The organism is Acinetobacter calcoaceticus ANC 3811, from assembly GCF_000399665.1.
GTDB lineage: Bacteria > Pseudomonadota > Gammaproteobacteria > Pseudomonadales > Moraxellaceae > Acinetobacter > Acinetobacter calcoaceticus_B.
The window spans coordinates 693131-717254 of record NZ_KB976986.1 but is presented as its reverse complement, the minus strand read 5'-3'; the positions used below and the strand labels follow the sequence as shown (position 1 = coordinate 717254).

Genomic DNA, 24124 nt, shown 5'->3' with positions numbered 1-24124 from the left:
GGGGACGTCTATGTTGCAAAAAGTTTTAATTGCAAACCGTGGTGAAATCGCTTTACGAATTACCCGGGCTTGCAAAACATTAGGAATCAAGACTGTTGGTATCTACTCAGATGCCGATAAGGACTTGATGCATTTACGTTTTGTTGATGAAGCAGTATGTATTGGCCCGGGTGCAAGTAGTGATAGCTATTTAAATATCCCGGCAATTATTACTGCTGCAGAAATTACCGGTGCCGATGCTATCCATCCCGGCTATGGTTTTCTTTCAGAAAATGCTGAATTTGCTGAAATTGTAGAAAGTTCAGGTTTTACTTTTATTGGCCCTCGTCCAGAACATATTCGCCTTATGGGGAATAAAGTTTCTGCGATTGTTGCCATGAAAAAAGCTGGTGTACCTACTGTACCTGGTTGCGACCATGCTGTAACCATCCACAATGCCTTGGCGGAAGCTAAAGAAATCGGTTTCCCGCTTATTGTTAAAGCGGCATCTGGTGGCGGTGGACGTGGTATGCGTATTGTTGAGCGTGTAGATACACTACTTGAATCAGTTCAAGCAGCGCAGCGCGATGCAGAAATGTGGTTTGGTGATGATACGGTTTACATGGAGCGTTTTTTACAAAAACCTCGCCATGTCGAAGTTCAAATTCTTGGTGATGGTAATGGTCATGCGATTCATTTATATGACCGCGACTGTTCATTACAACGTCGTCACCAAAAAGTGCTAGAAGAAGCACCTGCACCAAACCTACCAGAACAAGCTCGAGCTGATATTCTAGAAGCATGTGTTAAAGCATGTCAGTTAATGCAATATCGTGGTGCTGGTACATTTGAATTTTTATTCGAAGACGGTGAATTCTTCTTTATCGAAATGAACACTCGTGTTCAGGTAGAGCACCCTGTTACTGAAATGGTTACTGGTGTTGACATTATTGAACAACAGCTACGTATTGCAGGCGGCCTAGGACTAGAACTTCAACAAGAAGATATCAAAGTTAATGGTCATGCAATCGAATGTCGTATCAATGCTGAAGATCCAACAACTTTCTTACCTTCACCAGGTAAAATTGAAAGTTTCTATGCGCCAGGCGGTGCAGGTATTCGTTTAGACTCTCATATCTATCCAGAATATAGCATTCCACCTTACTATGACTCTATGATTGCTAAACTGATTTCTCATGGTAAAGACCGTGAAACATCACTTGCACGTATGCGTCAAGCGTTAGATGAAATGATCCTTACAGGAATTAAAACCAATATTCCTCTTCATAAAGATCTCATTTTGCAAGATAAGAGCTTCTGTTCTCAAGCAATGGACATCCATTACCTTGAAAAGCACTTGTTAAAGCAATTGGAAGAAAAGAAGAAAGCTGAAACTGCATAGTAAAAAAAGCCCCTTATAAATAAGGGGCTTTTTTTATATCTATTACTTTATGGTAGGACTCTACGCAAAGTCGCAAAACACTTCTCGCCCTTAGCGGTTGAACAGAAGTTGATAGTATGATCATTCTTCCACTGTACAAAATACTGAGAAACATCACCTGTTTGATCTTGTTTCTGACCTGAACAATCTACTTTATTATTATCAAATTTAATTTGCATCACTAAAGCAGCTAACTGCTCTTTCGGAACATCGGACGGTTGATATTCATATAAGCCATATGACCATTCTTGACCACTTTTGATCACAACATCATTACTACTACGGAAATTATAATATTCCACACATTTCTTATTATTTGGAATTTCCATTCCCCATAATCCCATAATTTCAGGACGCGTAACAATACGTATAGCATTAGGATTACTTGCAGTCCGAACGGGTTGTTCAGCTGGCTGTTGAGTAGCCGTTTCTGCCACAGCTAAACCAGAACAAGCCCACAATAATCCAATAATATAAATATTTTTCATAGATTTATTAATCATTAAACGCATGAAGTTAAGTTAGCATATTTTTTGACAAAATCACTGCTCCATAACCATATAAAAACAATATTTTTCAACTGTAACGTGCTACAACAAGTCATCAAACAATTTTATATTTACTTGCATTTTTCAATATAAATTTTTTTGTTTTACATTATCTCAAGCTTATGCCGTTGAAGAATCAACTTGTTTTGGAAGCCACATTACAAAGCATAAACCTAAGAGTACAACCACACTGGCACACATAAAAATGAGCTCACCAGAAAGAGTTTTCCAAAAATGTCCAGCAAGAACACTACCAGAAGCCACACCTAACCCCCACATGGTACTGTAAAGAGCTTGTCCACGCCCTTGCTGTCCAGCAGAGAAATTTTGAAAAATAACTCGCATCGCAATTAAGTGAAATAGGCCAAAACTAAAAGCATGCAAACACTGCGCAAAAAGTTGGCCAACAAAGTAATGCGAAAATAGTCCAACTAACATCCAACGTATGCTCGTCACTAGCAAGCACACAACAACTAAACTACGCCATGAAAAACGTTGAAAGATCTTTGGAGCAATTGAAAACATAAAAATTTCTGCAAAAACTCCCACAGCCCATAAGAATCCAATTTCAGTCGTACTAAAATTCAAAGATTTCAGAAAGTTGCTATAAAAACTATAAAAAGGAGCATGCGAAAAAAGTAAAATAAATTCAATTGTAAAAAATGCAGCCACTGTCGGGCGTTTGAGTACAGGAAGCAAAGGCTCTAAATGTTTTTGTGAGGTTGGTGCGCCATCCGGTTCTCGAATGGTGAAAGACCAAATAAATGCCAATGAAGCAATAATTAATAATAAAATCGGAAGCATCGAAATAGGTACTATTTCTAGAAGTGCACCAATAACGAAGACACCGACAATGAATCCAACAGATCCCCACTTACGAATTTTGCCGTAAAGTTTAGCTTTTTGATCACCCAACCAAAATAAAGTAACCCCTTCAAATTGAGCTAAAATAGCATTTTGAAAGAAGCTAAAAATAAGCATGAGTAAAGCTATAGATTGAAACGTATTTGGAACTATAAAAATAGCCAACCAGATACATGATTCCATCCAAGTTGCCAATCTTACTAGTAGCATTCGCTTACCAGATTTGTCAGCGATCCATCCCCAAACTAAGGGTGCAAAAAAACGCGTTATAATAGCAATTGACGATAAAACACCAATTTCCTGATAATTAAACCCTTGATCTTGAAGGTATAAATTCCAATAAGGCATGAACGTGCCCACAATGGAATAATAGAAAAAGTAGAATCCGCCGAGTCTAGTTTGGATTGTAAGTGGTTGGAACAAGTGGTAAACCTTAGTATTTTCAATAGGTTAAAATTCGAGATAGCTATATATCAAAACATCCCAACCCCACAATTTTAACACTTTGCTCCCCCATACAAATAACTAATTTATTAATAACCAACTTTCCTCTAAAAGCTTTTTTATTGATAAGAAAGATTAAATAAAGCTAAGAGAACTGTAATTTAATTTGTACAATATGTTAACTTGTGTAAAAATACATTTAATATTCATAAGGTATTTATTCATCAGATGTTTTTTCTTATTTTTTTAATTTGTCTTTTTCTGTTTTTGCTTATTTTAAAACAACATTACCGTTGATCAACCTTTTACATCTGTCTGTTTTTTAAAAGCTTTTATACCATCTTCAAATTAAACAATTGAAAATCAAATTTCTAGATATCACTCTTTAGAGCTGAATGTTCAAATCAAGCTTAGCTTAAATATCAAACTCCAACAGATCATTAATAAGTGACTGTAACAACTATCGTATCGGAGTAGTTACCAGGAGTCGTTGAAATAGTTGTACCCTGCGGAATTTTTCCATACACGTTTGTACTTTGAGCGTTGCCCGAGCCTGTTTTGGAAACACCCCCAGAACCTCCAACTGCGGCTACACCACCAGTAGTGTCCCATACCGTACTATAAGTCGAGTCCTGATATAGCTGATAAGGAATGTATTGACTACTACCATTTGTCATACGTCTAAAGCCACCAGCAATACGGTTAATTCCATCACCCAAGTAAATGCTATATGAGGTTCCATTGTTACACGTCGTGTTCACTGCACCTTGCGCTGTGTAATCACGACTAGTCATACCAATATCATTAATATTGCCAAAATCTACATTTGATGTTGAATCCAATTGGCACAAACTTGGTACAACATAATTAGCAGTTATGGTGGCATTTCCAGAATCCCAGCCTCCACCACTGTTTCCTTCACATACAGTGCTAGAGCTCGCTTGCATGTCCCAAAAAAGCTGAACAGTACCCGTATATGTGCCTTTAGGATATGCAAGAAGAGATCCTGTTCGGGCTGGGACTTTTACATTGACCGAGTAACTCACGATATTATTTGAAGCAACCGTTTTTACTGGTCCATACCAAACGTTAGAGGTGTGATTCGTAGTAGAAGAGCCAGCACCACCTACAGTTGCAGTGACTGTATAAGGTAATGAAACACTGCTATTGGTGTTTGTAATTCCCGTAAATACGGTTTTCATACACATATAAGGTGAAATTTCAGGAGTAGTACGCCCCCCTAGACAGCTAATCGTGCCGGAAAAGCTGATGTTTGCATCACTATTAATAGTGGCAGCCGTATAAGTATACGTACTATTAGTTGTTCCCGTTACCGTACAAGCCGCATGTGCAGTGCTAAAAAATGCATATAATATAAAAAACAGAACAGGTGCTAAAATATACTTTATGGCCAATGAAAACTTTTCACTCTTCATCCAAAAACTATGACTCGCAGTAGTTATCGACATACATAAGGCCCCAATTTTTTAGCACTGTATTGCTTATTTTCATACGCAAAACTAACTTGGCATGAGCCATGATCCAGAAGATCGACTTCAAGTTTGTTTTGCTTTAACAGGTTTGGAATAAATACTTCACCGTCGTAACCCACTACAGCATCTTGTTGGCCATTAATTCGAACCGTATAACCCGGTAATAATGCCGAGTTATTCGAATCAACAAGTTTCACTAATCCTGAAACGACCTGATGAGCACCAAAGTCAATCAAGGTTCCTTGGCGATAACCTACAAATGCTGTTTGGTTAGTGGATTTAACATCCCACTCTAAAGGTAAATATGATGGATCTAAATAGATATGATGAAGCTGATAGGGTCTTAAATTTGCAATTAAGAATCGACCCGTTCCATCAGTTGCTCCTAAATTTACCCCGCCATTTAAAATTTGGCTTTGTGGCCCTGCATTGGTCACAACCGCGTAACCATCTCCAATTTCATTGGCTGCAAAGACTCGTCCTGCTGCCGCAACCAATGATCCTGTCGCTGAAAGTGCAACTTGATCGTTATCTCCAATTCGGTTATATCGACCTGTCAGGTAGGCTGCACGAGCGCGGTAAGAGGCATAGACCGATGCATTGTTTTGATTCGCATCCTGATCACGCTCAACATAGCCACCCCATCCAAATGCACCAATTTGTGGATCGCTAAATCCATTTATTTCTTGTCTATATGTTGTTTTACCACTTTCATTAGAAATACTTGTAATCGCATTGACTCGAGTAGACGGTGTGTAACGCAGCGCAAAGTAAATGCCATAGTCTTTTTGATTTTCATAATCTTTATATGCTGAGGTATAAAAGCCCCAGTTCTTGTTCAAACTTCCACTTAAATTGGCAGATAATAACTTATAGGAGTTGTCACTAAATTTGATCTGGTTATAACCCAGATAGGCGCTATACCCTTCGTAGAAGTTATAGCTCATCCCTGCCCTAAAAATCTCATCTGCCAGCGCACTGTAGCTCAGATAGTTCTGCGGCTCAGAAGTTATCTGGTTATCTTTTAAATATCGAATTTGAGACACACGGGCAAGGTCAAAATAATTATCAAATACCTTACGGTAACTGGTGTTAAACGAAATATTCTTGCTGATACGCCCTTCTAAACCGATCAAGGCAGAATAGCCGTTTTCATCTTTATACTGGCTCGCTGCAATGTCAGCATTGATTACTCCAAAGCCAAACAGATTCTTGGCAAAACCACCGCCCAGATTTGATAAGCCATCTGTTGAAGCCTCTGCACCACCGCTTAAGGTCAGTGAGTTGCTATAACCATAGCGAATCGCACCCGATGCAAAAGTAGCATCATCATAATCGTTTGAATACAGTCCATAGTTATAGCGTGGAACCCCGACATCTACAGAAAACTCATTAATGCCTTTTGCCAGAATTTTAGATGAAAAATAGTAAGCCTGTTTGGTAATGCTCTGCTGGCCCGTTGCATCCGTGGTTACAAGGGTAACTTCATTGCCTGAAATAAACGGGAGCTGCTTAATGTCAAACGGGCCTGATGGCACGAGTCCTGAATAAATCTTTTGCTGGTTAACGTATAAATCTAGTGTTGAAGGCAATGCAGCCGAGCCGGAAAATTGCGGCAGTGCAGAGGTAACTATATCACCTCGCTGGGTGTAAGCACTCGACCACTGGAAACCTGCCAGACGTACACTATTCCCCCAGTCAGAACTATTGGAAATGAAATCCCCTAAGGTATATATCCTGATCTTTTCAGGGTCTACATACTGCCACTTACTCTCTAAGCGCACCCATTTTTCATGGCTATAACTAGTTTCATTACTTCCGTTGTATAAAACACCTGATGAAAAGTTACCGATTGCGCTGTTAAAGATCCCTTCTGCCGAACCTGAGAAAACATTTTCGTCATTGGTTATGGTGTTATACAGACTGTAGTTCAGAATAGCCGCGTTTAAGGGCTTCATTTTCAGCAAATGAGGACTGGTGACCTGCTGACCATTTAAGTCAACTGAATAATCCGTCAACATGTTCGATGGAACTTGTAAGTTTAGAGCCTGTTCATTCTCTAGATATTTAAACTGAATTCCTTTTAGTTCGTTAATACATACCCATTGGTTATCTGGAATATGCTCATCCATTTTTACTCTTAAAACTTTTAAGTCACGAGAACGAATATACAGCTTTCTATCTTGATCTTGGCGCACCGAGATCAAATCTGTTGAAATACTCGAATTAATAGAAATCTTCAAAAAAAGCTGCGTGTACGCCTTATCAGAACTGAACATCTGATGAGAAAAGTTTGTAACTTCCGGAATACTTGGTAAAGCAATATTGGTATTATCTTGCAATGATTCAGCAAAAGCATGAATCGGCAAGTACATAACACATAAGGCACTTACGAGATATTTCATATGTGCCTCTTTAAAGAGATGTTTGCTTACCGTTAATATTCAATGAAATATTATATTTATGATCCGATTGAAATTTAAAATCAGGGCTAATATTAAAATTTCTTGCTTTGCCAGCAAGAATATAACCATTCACTGTATTTACTTTAATGGCATAACTTTTATTCGCTGTTACATCAACAAGCGTTAAATTACTTAAAAGTGCATGTCGATTGCCAACATTACTAATCGTAAGAGACGAATTATTTTGTTCTTGTTGTATTGACCACGTAAGTTTAGTAATTGCGTCCTTATTTACTACGAATAAAGGCAATGACGAACGTAGTAGTACGTTAACCCCTTGATCCGCTTTACGGTTATCAATCGGTTTTGGGAGTTCATCAATAATAATACGGTATGTTTGCTCACCAGAAACTGGTGCTGGATTAATTCTAACGACACGTAAACTATAAGAATCATTAGGTTGTAATTTTAAAAACGGCGGGCTAACAGCGATCTCATCTGTAGGTATTAATTGATCTTGCCCAGCATTTTGGCGCCATTCAAATACACGTACCTGCAAATCACTGCTTTCATTTGACTGGTTATATAAGCTAATTGAGGATGCCGCTTGATCGCTTAATATTTCAATATTTACAGGCGAAAGACGAATTGATGCAGCGTTCAGCATACTAGGCAAAAATAATAATAAACTTGTAGTAACAAAGATATTTTTTCTCATGATTTGCCCAGAACTACTTTTTTCAAATTAAGCTAGCTCTTAGAATCAAGAGCTAGCAATGACGCAATAAAACTTATTAAAAATTAATAAGTCACTGTTACAGTCACAGTGTCAACATAGCTACCCGCGCTTGGCAAAGTTGAGCCAGCAGGAATACGGCCATAAACGTTAACTGTTTGTGGCGCGCCAGTACCAGTACCGCTATATGCAGTTGTTGCAATACCAATCGCTGTTGCACGGTTAGTGTCAGAGAAAAGGTTGTAAGGAATAAATTCGTTGCTTGTTGCGCCACCAATCATACGACGTTGAGTCGTTTGAGCATTTTTGCCGGCATCAAAAGCCAAAGTCCATGGCACAGTGTTGTTACATAAAACTTTAATTGCAGTACCACCAGTTGTTGTGGTGTCTGCGTCTACATTGCTAGCAAGAGAGCTTAAAGTACCAAAATCTAAAACTGCGTTAGCTGTTGTACCTGTAGCTGAAGTATTCAATACACAACTATTTGTAATTGTTGCTTTAACGGTCAAAGTGCCTGTTGCAGTTGCAGCATTTGCGGCATTGATAGACATTAAACCCACAGTAATTACTGATAAAATGAGAGACTTTTTCATGGTTAAAAACCTTTTTACATTACGCCAATAAAATTAATAGATGTAAAAACTAGCCTTCCCCATCACAATCACTAGCTTTTCTGATTGTTTTTTCAAAGCGTTATTTTTTTACTCTACTTATCGCACATAATACAAAAAAACAACAAAAACACTAATATAACTTTCATTCTAAATATCAATCAACAATTCAAGTTCTGATGAATTTCTCAATTATAAAAAATTTTATGGTTTATCACACTTTTTACATCAATTTTCGATAATTCTATTCAACTTTTATTAGCTCTACTAAAAAAACTATAGATTTTCATTAGTTAAAGTTTACCATCACTTTTAGTATTTTATATTTTTTTAATCTTTGGTCAAAAAAACAAGAACAAAAAATAAGCTATTGATTATTCTATATATTTTAAATGAATAAGAAAATAGTATTTTATGAATAAGAAATCTAAGTGATTTATAAAAATTCCAGGTTTTTTTTAAAGTTTTCAATAATTAAAATGACTTTTCCCCTACCAGAAGAAGATAGCGCTAATTCAACTATTTCTAAAAATTAAATGAAAAAATAAGCCCAAAAATCCACCTACCATAGCAAAACCTAACTGTATATAGGCTTTGCCATACCAAGCCAGTTTCCTAAATTGATAGTCTGCACGGCTAGAGTTGATCTCAAACATATTCCGAATATCCCAACTATGAAATCCTTTAGGTCTTTCAGCAAAAAAGTCTAAAATAGGTGTAAATCCTAAAACAAATACAATCCCAATTAAGGGATACACGATACATCCCGGAAAAATAGGATTATTCTTTCGTTCCATAGAGTCAAATATGATAGCCGCAGCAACTAATAAACTTTGTATTAGAGCGACTTTTTTAAAAGTATCTAAATCAAAACCTAGATAAAACATTAAAGTTAAGAAAAAGACTCCTGTCAAAAGAACAGAGCAGATTAATAATTTCCAATTCATTTCAGTCCTTAAACAATTTTTTAGAATCTTATATAGTTGTAGTAATTTCTATTAAAAAATATTAATTCAATTTATTTATATTAGCAAAAAACAACTAAACAGCACAGTATTAATTGAATCAAAAATAAACAAATAGCATTCAAATAAAAAATTTATTATTAATTAAATCTAAAATTAAATTCAATTACTCTATATAACTGTGAGCAAGTAATTTAATGAAATATAAATTTTATTAAAACCAATTATTTATAAAATCAACTACCTTCAAAATTAAGCATTGAATAATTTATCTGAATCCTAAATTTTCGAAATATAATATTATTTAAAGTTAAAATATTTTCGTTTTAAAAATACATCTTTAAATCGAGTGAACATTTGAATGCATGCTTCCTTTTCTCTTAAAACTAACAATTCCATACTTGTAGTTTCACTTGCTTCTTGGCAAGGTATGTACCAGTAAAACATTAGGAATTTGTTCCAATATGGCGAGTCCAGCACAAATCATTCGACATAAATTTCTCAATACATTTTTTTCGCGCCATTCTCTCTGGTTCTTATGTATTTTTACTGCACTCAGCATTACATGGTTTCGCACCGTATACACCCCTCATAGTATCTATTATTTTATTTCAGATACTCTGCTTAACGGTTTATGGGTGCTTACAGGTGCACTAAGCTTATTAGGCCTTTATGATGTTTTGCAGAATAAACATTCAATTCTAAGAAATTACCCAATTATGGGACATTTCCGTTTTTTGTTTGAAGATATACGCCCAGAAATTCGCCAATACTTTATTGAAGCGGATCAAGATGCCCTACCTTTTTCGCGTATGCAAAGAAGTCTAGTTTATCAGCGTGCTAAAAATGAAAATGCAGATAAACCTTTTGGTTCAATCATTGACGTTTATCAAGAAAATTATCGATTTATTGTCCATTCAATTAGCCCTTGCCCACCAGCAGATCCAAAGAGCTTTCGTATTCAGGTGGGTAATGCACAATGCCTTCAGCCCTATAGTGCATCAATTATGAACATCTCTGCCATGAGCTTTGGTAGTTTAAGTGCCAATGCAATTCGTGCGTTAAATAAAGGCGCGCAGTTAGGTGGATTTTATCATGATACTGGCGAAGGTAGTTTAAGCCCTTATCATCTGGAAAATGGCGGTGATATTGTTTGGCAAATTGCCAGCGGTTATTTTGGCTGCCGTACCTTAGATGGGAAATTTGACGAACAAAAGTTTGCCAAGCAATCTCAATTACCACAGATCAAGATGATTGAGCTGAAGCTTTCTCAAGGTGCAAAACCAGGTCATGGTGGTATTTTACCTAAACATAAAATTACCGCAGAAATTGCCCAAATCCGTGGCGTTTCTCGTGATCATGACTGTATTTCTCCTGCAAAGCATTCTAGTTTTTCTACCCCTATTGAAATGATGCATTTTTTACAGAAATTGCGCACATTATCTGGCGGTAAACCTGTTGGTTTTAAACTGTGCATTGGTCAACCTTGGCAATTTATGAGTATTGTTAAAGCAATGCTGGAAACAAAAATTGTTCCTGACTTTATTGTCGTTGATGGGTCTGAAGGTGGTACAGGTGCAGCGCCAATTGAGTTTAGCGACAATATTGGTACTCCATTACGTGAAGGCCTGCGCTTTGTCCATAACACCCTTGTCGGTGCAGGGTTAAGAGATCAAGTTAAGATTGGTGCGAGTGGTAAAATCATTAGTGCATTCGATATTGCTAGTACTTTTGCGCTAGGTGCAGATTGGGTTAATTCAGCACGTGGTTTCATGTTTGCTGTTGGATGTATTCAGGCACAAAGCTGTCACACTAACCAGTGTCCTGTAGGTGTTGCAACCCAAGATAAAGACCGTCAAAAAGCAATTGATGTACCAACTAAATCAGAACGAGTATTTAATTTTCATAAAAATACATTGCATGCATTATCAGAAATGATTGCTGCGGCTGGTTTACGTCACCCTTCTGATATTAAAGCTCATCATTTAGCTCAGCGAGTAAACGACCGTGAAATTAAGAATTATGCTCAATTGCATTTTTTCTTAAAAGAAGGCGAACTTTTACAGTCTGAACTTAATAATGACGATGATAATTTTTATTATCGGATGTGGAATATGGCAGATGCCAATCACTTTTAATTTATATTAACTCGATATGTTGAGCATTACATTTATAGTGTGATGCTCTTCTATATTTGAAATTAATCTGTGATTTTTGCTTAAATTTCCTTCCCCTTTTAATTTGTCTTTAATAGATTTTTCACCTAATATAAAAGTATAAATAACGTACATAATTTAATTTTATTTAATAAAAATTTTTAATGCTTATAACAAGAAGGTATTTCATCATGTTGAAAAAAACATTCATTTCTTCTTTTGTCGCACTAGCAGTAGGTTTAAGTAGCTATACTGTTGCTTGTACACGTGCCGTATATTTAGGCAATAACCAACATATTATTACTGCTCGCTCAATGGACTGGAAAGTTGATACGGGTACAAATTTGTGGATTATGCCAAGCGGGGTTAGTCGTGACGGTAGTGCAGGCTCCAACTCAATAAAATGGACGTCTAAATATGGAAGTGTAATTGCCACAGGCTATGAAGTTTCCACAACAGATGGAATGAATGAAGCTGGCTTGGTTGCTAATATTTTATGGTTAGTAGAATCTCAATATCCAGATGTGAAAAAAACGGATAAGCCTTTACTCAGTATTGCAGCTTGGGCTCAATATGTACTCGATAATTTCGCAACTGTCGATGAAGCTGTTAAAGCATTAGAAAAAGAACCTTATACGATTGTGACCGATAATGTCCCAGGCGAAACACGCCTCACTACCCTGCATCTATCTATTTCTGACAAAACAGGTGATAGTGCAATTATTGAATATATTGACGGGAAACAAGTGATTCACCATAGTCGCAGCTATCAAGTCATGACTAACTCGCCTACGTTCGATAAGCAACTTGCACTTGCTGAATATTGGAAACAAATTGGTGGAACGATCATGCTCCCTGGTACAAACCGTGCATCTGATCGTTTTGCACGTGCATCTTTTTACATTAATGCCATTCCTAAAAATGATGATAGTAAACAGGCTCAAGCCTCTGTATTTAGTGTCATTCGAAATGCATCTGTTCCCTATGGACTCAATACGCAAGAAGAACCGAATATCTCTTCAACTCGCTGGCGAACTGTGGCCGATCATAAACAGATGCTCTACTTTTTCGAGTCAGCCCTATCACCAAATGTATTTTGGGTTGATTTGAAAAAGATTAATTTTAAAGATGGTAAAACGCGTAGACTAGATTGAGGCCCTGACCAAAGCCATATATATGCAGGTGATGCCACTTCTTCTTTTAAAGTTGCCAAACCATTTGTATTTTTAAGCCCAACTACTCGTTAATTTATGTCAAAATTTATTGGCTTTAACATAAATAATATTAAACAGACTATCTTGGAATTTATATGATGAAGAAATCTCTACTCTTATTGGGTTCATGTTTACTTACAGCGGCTTGTAGCACTACACAGGTTAGTACAATAGCTCCTAAAGAGGTAAAGACAGCGGGTCAGCTAAACTGCTCACCAACGGAACTATGCCCGAGCTTGCTCGTGAAATGGAACGAGAATCAAAAAGATCAGCTTCGTGTAGATGTTCATTTAAGTAGTAGTTATAACTTTTATGATATTAACGAGTTAATATTTGATATTGATGGGAAACGATTTAACTATCAACCCGCTCAATCAACTGAAAAAACGAATGTCAGCCGATTAGTTCCTAAACATTCTACAACGTTCTTTATTATTCCAAGTAAATTCTTGCAAGAATTTAAAAATGCTCAAAATGTAAATGTTTTGATAAAAACGGATAAAGGAACAATCGAACGCAATATGTATAGTCCACAAAAGCAGTCTTCGGTTTATAAAAACTTTATGCAGCTTTATCAAAATTCAAAATAAAGTACAAAGATTAAGTCATGCATCTATCCAATTTTTTGGATAGATGCATTATTTTTTAATAATAAAAATGTTTTGGCTTCGCATGTAAAAATGCTGGAATTAATCCCGTTAAGGCTGCTCGTATATCTGCACGCTCATTAATCAATTGATGAGATCCTTCTTCTAGCATTAATAACGTTTGTAGCCTAAATTTACGACGAATAAATTCAATGTTGTAACGCCAATCAACTGTCTGATCAAGAGCACCTTGTGCAAGCCAGACAGGAATACGACAAGCTGGCCGCTCTTCCATTTCTTGCATCCATTTAGACATTGCCAAAATCCAATCCATGCCCATCATTCGAGGTTGCAAAGGATCTTTTAAACGAATAAATCGTAAAAATTCAGGATTATGATTATTACGTCTAAAGTGTCTTGGTACTTGCCGCTTAATACGGCGAATAATGCCCAATCCAACTGGGTTATGCCACCATGCTGTTTTTGCAGGGCGAATCAAAGGAGAAAGTAACAGGACTCTATCTACAATCGGATCTTGGCGTTTTTCAGCATATTCCAATAAGTGATGCATCCAGATTGCGCCACCCGTACTTTGACCAATTCCTACCCAAGGTTTTGGTAACTGATCTGCATGTTTTACATATTGATAAACAGCCATCAAAACTTGTTGATAGTGATCAAAATTTTGAATACTTGCTGGTGAGCCATTGCTTAAACCATGCCCTGGTAAGTCATAGGTAATGACACTAAAGCCTTGTTCAAGAATTTCACGAATAATGGGCTGATAAATACCACTATGCTCAAGATAGCCATGTAATAAGCAGACAGTACCTTGTATTTTTTCTACTTTAGGCTTGAAAACTTGCACATGTAATCGAAACAAAGGCATTTGAACATAGCCCTGCCAATGATCACATTCAAGTAAATGCAAACCATATAACTTACGGTAAGCCAGTAAATCTCGAGATGGTTCTTCTAATGTATTTAAATTAAGTGGACTTAGAACCTGTGGCGTAAGATCGCGGTTAGGAACCGGTAAATCTAATTGTTTTAATACGGCAGGATTGAGAAATGGGATATCTGACATTAAGGTACCTCTCGACAATCACTTGAGCCAAACAACATGTCGCGAATTGTCGCAAGTAATTCATAATTTGCACGACGGCTATGATCGTAATTTTGCACACTTGGTTGCCAGCGTGTCAGTGGTGTTGGCATTGGAGCCACAACAGGAATGGTTTCTATACCATTTAAAGCAAATAATCGGCGTGTACGCGGCATATGATATTCATCTGTGACCAACATGACCGTCGGTGCTCCACCTTTTTTCTGAAGCAATAGAGAACTAAATCTTGTATTTTCACAAGTATTCATACTACGTTTTTCTAGTAGCTTTGCATCAACGCCACGCTCTTTTAACCAAGTTTGCATGTAAGGTGCTTCAACACCACTCAGTACAATAGGAAGCTGATTTTGTTTTTCAACTTCTAAGGTTTTTTCTAGTCTCAAGCGTGTATAACCATTAACTACAATATCTTTTCCATTTTTATCAAGAGTCAAACCACCCCCTAATACAACAATTGCATAAGGTTGTGATAACTTTTTAGCTGGCGCTGGTAAAGGATTTTTACGAACATACTCGATTTTCTGTTCAGGTTCGCTCACAGCTTTTTGATGTTCTGGCACCACAGGTTTTCTTGCTAAAAACTCGGTATATTGCTCTGTAAGGGCCTTATTTTCTGAACTATTAATAAAGAGTGCTTCATCAATAGGGCTACTTGCTTCATCAGCAGCATCAATTTCTGAGTTTTTCACGACTAAAGGAACCGTTACAGAAGCGGCTGCCTCTGAATCTTGTTCTTTTTCTTCTAAAAGAATAATTTGCTGCAAAGCCTTATAGTTTTCTTGAAGATAGGTCAGATCTGTTGTCTTTTTTTCACGTAAAGCTTTTTCAGTCAGCTTTAAATACGCTTGACGAGCAATCCATAGATTTGAACCTGGCTCTAAATTATCATGTTCACTTAATGCAGCCTGTCTCTGACTTTCAGCGGCAACTTGATTCACATCAACTGGTACAAAATAATTAAGCCCAGCTACAATAAGTTTTGAATAAAAGGGTGAATATAAAAAAACCACGAAACAGCCTAATAGTACAAATAGCACGGTGACTACTTGTACTAAACGTACCATTAAGTGTACTTTTGACATAAAACTATTCCGTATGATTTTCAATTAAACCTAAACTGTTATAAAGCACAGGCTCTGGTTCTAACATAATATGGAAACGCTGATCAACATCATGTTGTACAGCCTGATAAGTTTTCTTTACATCAGTAAGAGATGCATTGGCATAATTCACCAAAACTAATGCCTGTTTATGAAACATCCCTACCATATCGAGTTGCTTCCCTTTCCAACCCGCCTGATCAATTAACCATCCTGCTGCAATTTTAACGTTTCCACTGGCTTGAGGATAATGTGGAATTGTTGAGAATTGTGTGATTAAACGCTCAAATTCTTGAGGGTTAACAACCGGATTTTTAAAGAAACTACCTACATTTGGATACTCTTTTGGATCAGGGAGTTTACTTTGACGAATATGAATCACTTGATTTTGTAAGTTCTCAGCAGTCTGATTATCTCCAACTGCTTGCTTCAAATCACCATAGTTAAGTTTTAAATTTAGCTGTTTAAGTAATTTAAAAGTAACATGCGTGATGATGTAACGGTTTGGGTCATCTTTAAAAATGCTATGACGATACGCGAAATGGCAGTCAACAGCTAAAATTGTCTGAGTTTCTTTTAATTGACGGTCATACACTTGTACCGACTCAATAAACTCGCCTGCCTCTACCCCATAAGCGCCAATGTTTTGTACGGGTGAAGCACCCACTAACCCTGGAATAAGCGCTAGATTCTGCAAACCAAACCAATTTTGCTGAGTGCTATATAAAACGAAATCATGCCAGACTTGACCTGCACCTACTTTAACTCGAACGAAATCATGATCGTTTGATAAAACTTCAATTCCTTGAATATCAAGATGAATCACTAAGGCATTGATCTGCTGCGGCAACAACATGTTACTACCGCCCGATAACACAAGTACATTTAAATGATGCTGCTTAGCAAAATCCAAAGCTTCTTCAATATCCTGAATATTACCGACTTTTGTGTAATGTGAAGCTGTTGCATCTAAACTTAATGTATTGAATGGCTTAAGCTGTACCTGATTCTGAATTTGCATTGTCTTGAAAAACCTATTCTTAAACATTCAATTGTTTTTTTAAAATATTAATCCACGCCAAACTACTAGACTCGCATTGGTCAAGTACACGCTCGAAGCCATCAGCACCGCCATAATAAGGATCAGGTAAGGCTTGTTGTAGATATTGAGGGTCATGCTCACTCATTAAAGCTACTTTTGCACGAATTTGATGACCACCAAACTGAGAAACCGCGCTTTGTAGCATGTCATGAATATCATCAAAATTTTGATGATCCATTGCCAAAATCAAATCAAACTCTAAAAAGTCTTGTGTTGAAAGCTGCCTTGCACGTAAAGACGATAAGTCATAACCTCTTTTTTTAGCGTGCAGCTGACTACGCTGATCAGGTGCTTTATTTGGATGATAATTACTCGTTCCAGCTGAATCGACAATGACATTAAGTTGATGTGCATCACAATAATGTCTGAAAACCACTTCAGCCGTGGGAGAACGGCAAATGTTTCCTAAACAGACGCATAACACCATATATTGTGTTTCCATTAGAAACTACTTCCAAGCATTTGAATTAAATAGAAATTAATATGGAGCATGTAAAACCCTGACAAAACTATCAATCATTGTCAGAATCGAATTGACCATTGTGACGTGTTGCATTTTGTCAAAACTAACATGGCTTGAAAAGGAAAATAATGTTTATCAATAGATTAAAAGTTGATAAATCAGTCGACAAAGTAGCTGACCTACTAATTTTGAATAAAATAAAAAAGCCCTCCCAAGAGAGCTTTTACAACAAAGTAGATACTCATATTATTAATAAACACATGAGCTTTACATCTTAAAACAGGTTAGCAAATGCTTAACTTGCAACTTATGATTTACCAATACAGCTTTAGTAAAAGGCACAAGACAATCATTTAACTGTAGTCATTAACTCAATCATTTCCTTCGTTGGCCTTAAGCTACCTAATTGCCACTGTTCAGGTCGATATTCATCAATTCGTATCCAGACATGCTCTTGAAAAGCTGGATTTCCCTTTCCTTCTATCTCTACAAATAAATCTGTTATTCGTTTGAAAAGCTCAGCTTTACTATCTTTATCTAGTAAACCCTCTATAGTTTGTATATTTATAAATGGCATAATGCTACCTGAATTAAGTCTAGGTCTAAATTATAGACTCATGTTAATTGGAGCTTCCTAGAATGTCAAATATTATTCCAGATCATAGATTTTCAGTAGATGTGTGTGGAATTTTCAAAATTGCTGAGATATTAAACGATAGTTGGACGATCCTATTATTGAGAGAAGCTTTTTACGGCGTAACGAAATTTAATGATTTTCTAGAAAATACAGGTATATCGAAGCAAATTTTATCTAATCGTCTAAAACACCTCATCCAATTAGAAATATTTGAACTATCAATTTATAAAGAAGTTGGTGTACGAGAGCGCAAAGAATACTTACTCACCAAAAAAGGTAAAAGCTTAAATATTGTTTTGCTTGCCATGCTTGAATCTGGTAGTAATTTTATTGAAGCAGATAAAGATGTCGTGAAAGTTTTTAAGAAGAATTCAGATGATCAACTCAAATTAAAGCTTATTGATTCATCTAATCAAATCATAGATCTTAATAATCTGGAACTAAAACTCATTTCTCGCAGAAATAAGGAATAACTTTTTATTTAGATATAAAAAAGCCCAAATATTATGGGCTTTTTCTTAGAAAGAAGATAAAAATCATTTATTTTTAAAAAGTTTATCAGTCATAGCTCTATCAATCTTGCTACGGTGCCCATTCTCAAAATATCGATCGACATGACATAGTTTTGTTTTGGTATCACAGAACACACCATTTGAGAGTGTAAATGCTGAAGTATCAAAATCACCTTGAGAGAATGCTCTGTTGGCTTTGTGAGTTCCTAAGTATTTGACTGTAAGTTTTTTAGATACGCCCTTCTTGTCAGCGCAAATATATTTGTCACAAATTACACCCTTTTTAGGTGAATAGACGCTAGAGCTAGTTTTAGCCATTACTGCGGAGCTCAGCATGAAGCAAGTGCATCCAATAACACTAAGTAAAGTTTTAGAAATTTTCACTTTTTGAACCAAATAAAACTATAAATTGTTAAGACATTATATGAATTAGCAGCCTTCAGGAAAATCTACTGAACAGTATAAATAACAAAAAGCCCACCGTTCGATGATCGTCTAAATTACTTTCATGATCTCCCTGTATTATCTAAATCTGACCACATGAAAGTAGTGACTATTTCATATAACACTCAACATAATCGCCTCAGAACTACTTTATTTTAAGGTGTCTTATGCTAAGTTATTTGAAGATTGAATCTTATAGAACCATTCGACAATAATTTTCAAAAATAAGGAAATAATGTATATGAGCCATTTTCAATTTCAAACCGTTCCAAATATCATCTCAGGCTTAGGCTCTATACAAGAATTACAGAATGTTTTGTCTTCAAAAGCTTACCGTAAGTTATTGCTAGTCACAGATGCAGGTATGGTCAAAAATCAATTACACCTTTCTATTCTTCAAATTTTAGATACGCTCAGTATTGAATATGTCATTTATGCAGATGTTCAGGCTGACCCAGCAGAACAAGTGGTCTTAGATGCAGCCAATTATGCAAAACAGCAAAATGTAGATGCCATTATTGGTTTTGGTGGCGGTAGTTCTTTAGATGTTGCAAAAGTAATCGGTTTACTCGCCCACCCCAACCAAACTCAAAGTTTGCAAGAGATGTACGGCGTAAACCAAGTAACCACTGCTCGTCTCCCGCTTATTTTAATTCCAACGACAGCCGGTACGGGTTCGGAAGTAACGCCTATTTCAATTGTGACCACTGGCGAGACAACAAAAATGGGGATTGTCTCGCCAGTACTGTACGCCGACACTGCGATTCTTGATGCTACTTTTACTCAAAACCTTCCAGCACATATTACTGCTGCAACAGGTATTGATGCGATGGTACACGCTATTGAGGCATATACTTCTAAACACAAGAAGAATATATATACCGATATTTTAGCTAAGAATGCTTTGAAGCTACTAAACCATAACTTACCGAAAGTTCTTAAAGATGGTAATGATTTAGAAGCACGTCAAAACATGCTTTTTGGTTCAATGCTCGCGGGTCAAGCGTTTGCTAATTCACCTGTTGCTGCTGTACATGCTTTAGCTTACCCATTGGGCGGTCATTTTCATTTATCGCATGGGCATACCAATGCCTTAGTGTTGGTCGAAGTATTAAAATTTAATGCGCCCAATGCAAAAAAATACTATGCAGAGCTTATGCAATGGCTCGATCCATACAGCAATGGCAGCACCGATGGTCTGTGTGATCTGTTTATTGACCACATGCAGAACCACTTAGACCGTAGTGGCTTGACCTTAAAACTTAGAGATTTGGGTATTGATGAGTCGAGCTTACCTCGGCTTGCACAAGATGCCATGTTACAAACTCGCTTGCTACAAAATAATCCACGAGACATGACAGAGGCCGCTGCTTTGGCAATTTATCAGGCGATTCATTAATGACTAAACCAGTTTTAAAAACTCGCAATCAATTTAAGTTCTTTTTAGATATTCAAACGCGTTGGGCAGATAACGATATTTACGGTCATGTGAATAATGTGACTTACTATAGCTACTTCGATACAGCAGCCAATGCATTGCTCATTCAAAAAACAGGTTTTGATATTCATGAAGCAAAATCAATTGGCTTAGTGGTTGATTCAGCTTGTAGCTTTTTACAAGAGTTATCATTTCCAGAAATTATTCAGGTAGGTGTTGCGATTGGTAAAATCGGTACGACTTCACTACGTTATGAATTGGCAATCTTTAAACAAGGTCAAGAGCAAGCCTCAGCTCAAGGACATTTTGTACATGTGTTTGTAGATCGCGAAACGCGTAAGACTGTGCCAATTTCTGAGTCAGTTCGTGAAGTATTAGAGAATTTTTTATTATAAAAAAATGAGGCAAAAAGAAAATGATCTGTTCTTTTTGCCTCATTCAAACTTACATCATTGCAGGATCACTAAAAGAGTCTTCACCCGTTTCAACTCGGCCCGCAAAACGTCGGTAATAATATGGATCACTCTGACTGGTGATTTCAAAATCATACCAATGCCCTACGTCAGCCAAAGCCCAATATTGCTTAACGACTTGACCCGCTTTTACGGTAAGTTGTAATGGCGCATCTTGTCGATATGCACAAGGTTTTACCGTCAAAAGTGCATCTTTGGTTCCTTCATTTATGAGTTCTACGTAAACATCACCGTTGGCAATGTCATAGCACACTCGAATTTCAGGTTTAACGCCACTATCAACAATACGTTGAGTATCGCCTTTAAAGTGACGATGGTAGCCATTGGGACCAAGTACCCATAGGTCATAACGACCTAGATTATCTTTTAAAGCATCCCATTCATCATCTAAAGTTTTATTTGACTCGACAATATAACGCTTTGGAATAAGGTCTAGGTTAAGTTTGTCATAAACATGAAAAACCGCTGCTTGCTGACCTGTATTAGAGAAAATCAATTGCACCTTACCATCTGCTTTAGCGCGCGCACTGGTATGCAACTCGTAAGGCAGCGCACGTGACAGACGTATACCACTTTGCTGAATCGGTAACTTAATATCCGTTGGTACAGGTACAGCTGGCAAAGCTTCTTGATTTTCTCTTAACTCATCTGCCTGCAAACGTGTCTGTTTACCATTGAGCTGAGGTAAAACATCTGCATTTGGTGTCTTAAAGTTAAATGCACTGGTTAAATCACCACACACTGCACGGCGGTATGGACTGATATTCGGCTCTTTTACACCGAAACGTTTTTCTAAAAACATGAGGACGGAAGTATGGTCAAAAACTTGCGAGTTCACCCAGCCACCACGGCTCCATGGGGAAATCACATATAACGGAACACGAGGACCCGGACCATAGACTCGTCCATCATGTGTAGGTTGAGAATGACTTCCCTCAGGTGCAGCATGGTCAAAATATTCATCCTGCATATCAGCACTGCTTAATGTCGATTTACCCGCGTACTGGCCATTTTTGAGTCGAGATGGCGCTGATGGTGACGGTACGTGGTCAAAGTAACCATCATTTTCATCGAAGTTGATAATGAGTGCTGTTTTACTCCAAACCTCTGGCACAGCAGTTAAAGCATCAATAATTTCTTGAATAAACCATGCCCCTTGGACAGGACTAGAAGGATCTGGATGTTCGCAGTAAATGGATGGCGCATTAATCCAAGACACTTGAGGTAACTTACCTTCACGAATGTCTCGTTTAAAAGCATCGAGATATTCTTCAGGTTTATTGCCCGGCAATGTATTTGCAATGCCTTTATAGAGTGGATTTTTGGCATTATCGGTCGCAGTATCATAGGCTTTGTACGGTAGTTTTTGACCCGTATCTGCATACGGTTTGTTTGGTTCACCACCGCTTGCAACAGGATAACCAGATGCAATATTGGCTTTTCTGAACGTACGAAATGCCCCAAGCATGTTATCGCCCCATTCATCGGGCATATTTTGATAACAAATCCAGTTTACCCCTGCTTCTTCCAAACGCTCAGCATAAGTCTTCCATGTATAACCGCGATCTGCCGTAGCGGGGTTACCATCAATCCAGTCCCATTCATTATTTACAAATGAACGCTTGGTCGGTGTCGCCCCATTTGTACCAGTTAAATGAAAAGAGCGGTTCGCATCTGTTCCAGTATGCATAGAGCAATGGTAGGCATCACAAATCGTAAAGGCATTCGCAAGTGCAAACTGATAAGGAATTTCTTTTTCTTTAAAATAACCCATGGATATATCAGTTTTATGGGCTGGCCAATTCGCCATACGCCCATTGTCCCATGCCAGCTGACTGTCATTCCACGTATGCGGCGTACCATCTGCACGCTGCGCATTATTAGCTGTACCATCTAAATGAAAAGGCGTTAAAACTTGCCCATTACTTCTAAGCTGCTCCCAAACACGGCGACCACTTGGCAGAGGAATTGTAAAACGGTCAGCAAAGCCTCTAACGCCTTTTAACGTTCCAAAGTAATGATCAAAAGATCGGTTTTCCTGCATTAAAATAATAACGTGTTCGACATCCTGAATGGTGCCAGTTTTATTGTTTGCAGAAATTGCTAAAGCTTTTTGAATACTAGATGGGAATGCTGCCAATGCCGCAGCACCAAAACCCATATTTAAAGAATAATTTAAAAATTTACGACGTGTAATCATGATCAGGTTCTTTTTATTATTTAAGTTTATGGAGCACAGCGCATTACAGGCTTTTTACTTGTTTCTGGTGCATTCGAGTTATCATTTGATGAGTCATTACAACCACTCAGCAGAATCGCGCCGATTAATAAGAAATATGAGTATTTAAAAGAAGTTATTCCAGTGCATTGCCTTTTCATTGCTGTATACAATCCATTTAAAATCTAAAATGGCTAACATAGAAAAGTATAATGACAGTGACATGACCTGAATATTTCAATCCAGTGAAAAATATGAGAATTCAATTATTTTCATATTCTGCACCAGATCAAAACTTAGATGAATTTAAGGTTTTAATTGAATGTTTTGAAGCTCAGCATCAAAAGTTTCTATAAGGCTTTTAATGACTGGCTGCTGTTGTAATAGCTCAGCTGCTCTATGAAAGGCTTTTTCTTTACGCGCACTTTGAATGGTATAGGGTGTAGTTGTATTTAAAACACCGTATTCAACTGTAAATTGAGTATCTGGCCATTGTTCATTTAAGGCATCAATAAGGCCTTGCTGTAATTGAGTCAGCATATTTTCATATTCTTGAGGAATATGGAAAATAGTATTGCCACCAATTTCACCAGTCATCACACCATGCTGCGCAAGTTCTTGAACAGCTGGTGAAAGTTGACTATTTCTAAACCAATATTCCCATTTTTCAAGTGTCCACTCGCCTTCCAAAACTTGAGGAGATAGCTTCAAGATATCTTGAGGCATCAGCTGCCCGTTATCAGTTTGGCTAGCCTCTTTTACAACTGCAACTGTTTCAGCTATTACTTCGGCTTGGACAAATGGCTGTTGTTCAATAACTGGTTCTAAAACTAAATTATCAGTAACAGGTGTAAATGTATCTTGGGCAAGTGAAAAATCAGCACTAGGCGTTTCAAATAAACCCATCGGCTCAGCAGTGAAAGCTGGTTCAGGTTCAATATTTCTGGCCTGAGTTTCCATCTGAACGTGTACTGACTTTTGTTCTGGCACTGGAATGAAATCTTCATCCAAAACACTAACGGCCTCTTGAACAGGTGCTGACTCAAACCCAATCAACTCATTATGATTTGGGTCAAATACCATTAAATCCTGATTAGACCGAGGTTCAGGTTCAGGTTCAGGTTCAGGTTCAGGTTCAGGTTCAGGTTCAGGTTCAGGTTCAGGTTCA

Annotated in this window: 20 protein-coding genes and 2 pseudogenes; 7 read left to right on the top strand and 15 right to left on the bottom strand. The window is 37.3% G+C overall.

Annotated elements, in window-relative coordinates:
* Positions 1-10: 10 nt before the first annotated feature.
* Positions 11-1381: an acetyl-CoA carboxylase biotin carboxylase subunit gene (gene accC, locus F935_RS04640; protein WP_016137843.1), complete on the top strand. Its 1371-nt coding sequence runs from the start codon at positions 11-13 to the stop codon at positions 1379-1381.
* Positions 1382-1428: 47 nt separating this feature from the next.
* On the opposite strand, the gene F935_RS04635 is transcribed toward accC, so the two are convergent.
* The 7 genes from F935_RS04635 to F935_RS04605 form a co-directional block, all read right to left on the bottom strand.
* The gene (locus F935_RS04635; RefSeq protein WP_016137842.1) at positions 1429-1932 is read right to left on the bottom strand and encodes a hypothetical protein; all 504 of its coding nucleotides are present in this window, start codon (positions 1930-1932) and stop codon (positions 1429-1431) included.
* A gap of 156 nt (positions 1933-2088) precedes the next feature.
* On the bottom strand, positions 2089-3255 hold the full coding sequence (locus tag F935_RS04630) for an MFS transporter (RefSeq protein ID WP_212749576.1): 1167 nt from the start codon (positions 3253-3255) through the stop codon (positions 2089-2091).
* A 461-nt stretch (positions 3256-3716) separates the two neighbouring features.
* A complete protein-coding gene (locus F935_RS04625; protein ID WP_016137840.1) occupies positions 3717-4745 on the bottom strand; it encodes a Csu type fimbrial protein in 1029 nt (342 codons plus the stop codon).
* Positions 4736-7144 (bottom strand): fimbria/pilus outer membrane usher protein, encoded by a 2409-nt coding sequence (locus F935_RS04620; RefSeq protein ID WP_155237762.1) that lies wholly within the window; start codon positions 7142-7144, stop codon positions 4736-4738. Before F935_RS04620 ends, F935_RS04625 begins: the two co-directional genes overlap by 10 nt.
* A 40-nt stretch (positions 7145-7184) precedes the next feature.
* Positions 7185-7892, bottom strand: coding sequence for a fimbrial biogenesis chaperone (locus tag F935_RS04615; protein ID WP_016137838.1), 708 nt, complete (start codon positions 7890-7892; stop codon positions 7185-7187).
* Between the two features lie 83 nt (positions 7893-7975).
* Positions 7976-8503, bottom strand: a complete 528-nt coding sequence (locus F935_RS04610) for a Csu type fimbrial protein (RefSeq protein WP_016137837.1) — start codon at positions 8501-8503, stop codon at positions 7976-7978.
* Positions 8504-9036: 533 nt separating this feature from the next.
* Complete coding sequence (locus F935_RS04605; protein ID WP_016137836.1) at positions 9037-9468, bottom strand: hypothetical protein; 432 nt, start codon at positions 9466-9468, stop codon at positions 9037-9039.
* Positions 9469-9950: 482 nt separating this feature from the next.
* On the opposite strand from F935_RS04605, the gene F935_RS04600 reads away from it, so the two are divergent.
* The 3 genes and pseudogenes from F935_RS04600 to F935_RS04590 all read left to right on the top strand — a co-directional run bounded on the left by F935_RS04600 (position 9951) and on the right by F935_RS04590 (position 13446).
* Positions 9951-11624, top strand: a complete 1674-nt coding sequence (locus F935_RS04600) for an FMN-binding glutamate synthase family protein (protein WP_004791750.1) — start codon at positions 9951-9953, stop codon at positions 11622-11624.
* A gap of 209 nt (positions 11625-11833) precedes the next feature.
* A pseudogene (locus tag F935_RS04595) lies at positions 11834-12889 on the top strand (linear amide C-N hydrolase).
* A gap of 62 nt (positions 12890-12951) precedes the next feature.
* Entirely contained in the window at positions 12952-13446 is a 495-nt protein-coding gene (locus F935_RS04590; protein WP_016137834.1) for a hypothetical protein, read from the top strand.
* 55 nt (positions 13447-13501) lie between these two features.
* Here the strand turns inward: F935_RS04590 and F935_RS04585 are convergent, their stop codons facing one another.
* The 5 genes from F935_RS04585 to F935_RS04565 form a co-directional block, all read right to left on the bottom strand.
* Positions 13502-14530 carry an alpha/beta hydrolase gene (locus tag F935_RS04585; RefSeq protein WP_004791742.1) on the bottom strand — a complete coding sequence of 343 codons (1029 nt, stop codon included), beginning with the start codon at positions 14528-14530 and terminating at the stop codon, positions 13502-13504.
* Positions 14530-15651 carry a YdcF family protein gene (locus F935_RS04580; RefSeq protein ID WP_016137833.1) on the bottom strand — a complete coding sequence of 374 codons (1122 nt, stop codon included), beginning with the start codon at positions 15649-15651 and terminating at the stop codon, positions 14530-14532. The genes F935_RS04585 and F935_RS04580 overlap by 1 nt, the downstream gene beginning before the upstream one ends.
* 4 nt (positions 15652-15655) lie before the next feature.
* Positions 15656-16690, bottom strand: a complete 1035-nt coding sequence (gene murB, locus F935_RS04575) for a UDP-N-acetylmuramate dehydrogenase (protein WP_016137832.1) — start codon at positions 16688-16690, stop codon at positions 15656-15658.
* 19 nt (positions 16691-16709) lie between these two features.
* Positions 16710-17213 (bottom strand): low molecular weight protein-tyrosine-phosphatase, encoded by a 504-nt coding sequence (locus tag F935_RS04570; protein WP_035366051.1) that lies wholly within the window; start codon positions 17211-17213, stop codon positions 16710-16712.
* A gap of 370 nt (positions 17214-17583) precedes the next feature.
* Positions 17584-17811: a tautomerase family protein gene (locus tag F935_RS04565; RefSeq protein ID WP_016137829.1), complete on the bottom strand. Its 228-nt coding sequence runs from the start codon at positions 17809-17811 to the stop codon at positions 17584-17586.
* 62 nt (positions 17812-17873) lie between these two features.
* Between F935_RS04565 and F935_RS04560 the strand changes: the two genes are divergently transcribed.
* The gene (locus F935_RS04560) at positions 17874-18344 is read left to right on the top strand and encodes a winged helix-turn-helix transcriptional regulator (protein ID WP_016137828.1); all 471 of its coding nucleotides are present in this window, start codon (positions 17874-17876) and stop codon (positions 18342-18344) included.
* Positions 18345-18407: 63 nt separating this feature from the next.
* Here F935_RS04560 and F935_RS04555 read toward each other — a convergent pair whose 3' ends face one another.
* Positions 18408-18719, bottom strand: a complete 312-nt coding sequence (locus F935_RS04555) for a YcgJ family protein (protein WP_035366048.1) — start codon at positions 18717-18719, stop codon at positions 18408-18410.
* Positions 18720-19068: 349 nt separating this feature from the next.
* Between F935_RS04555 and F935_RS04550 the strand changes: the two genes are divergently transcribed.
* Positions 19069-20226, top strand: a complete 1158-nt coding sequence (locus F935_RS04550) for an iron-containing alcohol dehydrogenase (protein ID WP_016137826.1) — start codon at positions 19069-19071, stop codon at positions 20224-20226.
* Positions 20226-20660 carry an acyl-CoA thioesterase gene (locus F935_RS04545; RefSeq protein WP_016137825.1) on the top strand — a complete coding sequence of 145 codons (435 nt, stop codon included), beginning with the start codon at positions 20226-20228 and terminating at the stop codon, positions 20658-20660. The genes F935_RS04550 and F935_RS04545 overlap by 1 nt, the downstream gene beginning before the upstream one ends.
* Positions 20661-20709: 49 nt before the next feature.
* Here F935_RS04545 and F935_RS04540 read toward each other — a convergent pair whose 3' ends face one another.
* Together F935_RS04540 and F935_RS18800 are read right to left on the bottom strand one after the other, a co-directional pair.
* Positions 20710-22938: a phosphocholine-specific phospholipase C gene (locus tag F935_RS04540; RefSeq protein ID WP_016137824.1), complete on the bottom strand. Its 2229-nt coding sequence runs from the start codon at positions 22936-22938 to the stop codon at positions 20710-20712.
* Positions 22939-23262: 324 nt separating this feature from the next.
* Positions 23263-24124: pseudogene (locus tag F935_RS18800) on the bottom strand (DNA polymerase III subunit gamma/tau); the annotation flags it as partial.

Coding starts and splice junctions, on each gene's coding strand:
- accC (WP_016137843.1), top strand. CDS start 11: ATGTTGCAAAAAGTTTTAATTGCAAACCGTGGTGAAATCGCTTTACGA.
- F935_RS04635 (WP_016137842.1), bottom strand. CDS start 1,932: ATGCGTTTAATGATTAATAAATCTATGAAAAATATTTATATTATTGGA.
- F935_RS04625 (WP_016137840.1), bottom strand. CDS start 4,745: ATGTCGATAACTACTGCGAGTCATAGTTTTTGGATGAAGAGTGAAAAG.
- F935_RS04620 (WP_155237762.1), bottom strand. CDS start 7,144: ATGTACTTGCCGATTCATGCTTTTGCTGAATCATTGCAAGATAATACC.
- F935_RS04615 (WP_016137838.1), bottom strand. CDS start 7,892: ATGAGAAAAAATATCTTTGTTACTACAAGTTTATTATTATTTTTGCCT.
- F935_RS04610 (WP_016137837.1), bottom strand. CDS start 8,503: ATGAAAAAGTCTCTCATTTTATCAGTAATTACTGTGGGTTTAATGTCT.
- F935_RS04605 (WP_016137836.1), bottom strand. CDS start 9,468: ATGAATTGGAAATTATTAATCTGCTCTGTTCTTTTGACAGGAGTCTTT.
- F935_RS04600 (WP_004791750.1), top strand. CDS start 9,951: ATGGCGAGTCCAGCACAAATCATTCGACATAAATTTCTCAATACATTT.
- F935_RS04590 (WP_016137834.1), top strand. CDS start 12,952: ATGATGAAGAAATCTCTACTCTTATTGGGTTCATGTTTACTTACAGCG.
- F935_RS04585 (WP_004791742.1), bottom strand. CDS start 14,530: ATGTCAGATATCCCATTTCTCAATCCTGCCGTATTAAAACAATTAGAT.
- F935_RS04580 (WP_016137833.1), bottom strand. CDS start 15,651: ATGTCAAAAGTACACTTAATGGTACGTTTAGTACAAGTAGTCACCGTG.
- murB (WP_016137832.1), bottom strand. CDS start 16,690: ATGCAAATTCAGAATCAGGTACAGCTTAAGCCATTCAATACATTAAGT.
- F935_RS04570 (WP_035366051.1), bottom strand. CDS start 17,213: ATGGAAACACAATATATGGTGTTATGCGTCTGTTTAGGAAACATTTGC.
- F935_RS04565 (WP_016137829.1), bottom strand. CDS start 17,811: ATGCCATTTATAAATATACAAACTATAGAGGGTTTACTAGATAAAGAT.
- F935_RS04560 (WP_016137828.1), top strand. CDS start 17,874: ATGTCAAATATTATTCCAGATCATAGATTTTCAGTAGATGTGTGTGGA.
- F935_RS04555 (WP_035366048.1), bottom strand. CDS start 18,719: ATGCTGAGCTCCGCAGTAATGGCTAAAACTAGCTCTAGCGTCTATTCA.
- F935_RS04550 (WP_016137826.1), top strand. CDS start 19,069: ATGAGCCATTTTCAATTTCAAACCGTTCCAAATATCATCTCAGGCTTA.
- F935_RS04545 (WP_016137825.1), top strand. CDS start 20,226: ATGACTAAACCAGTTTTAAAAACTCGCAATCAATTTAAGTTCTTTTTA.
- F935_RS04540 (WP_016137824.1), bottom strand. CDS start 22,938: ATGATTACACGTCGTAAATTTTTAAATTATTCTTTAAATATGGGTTTT.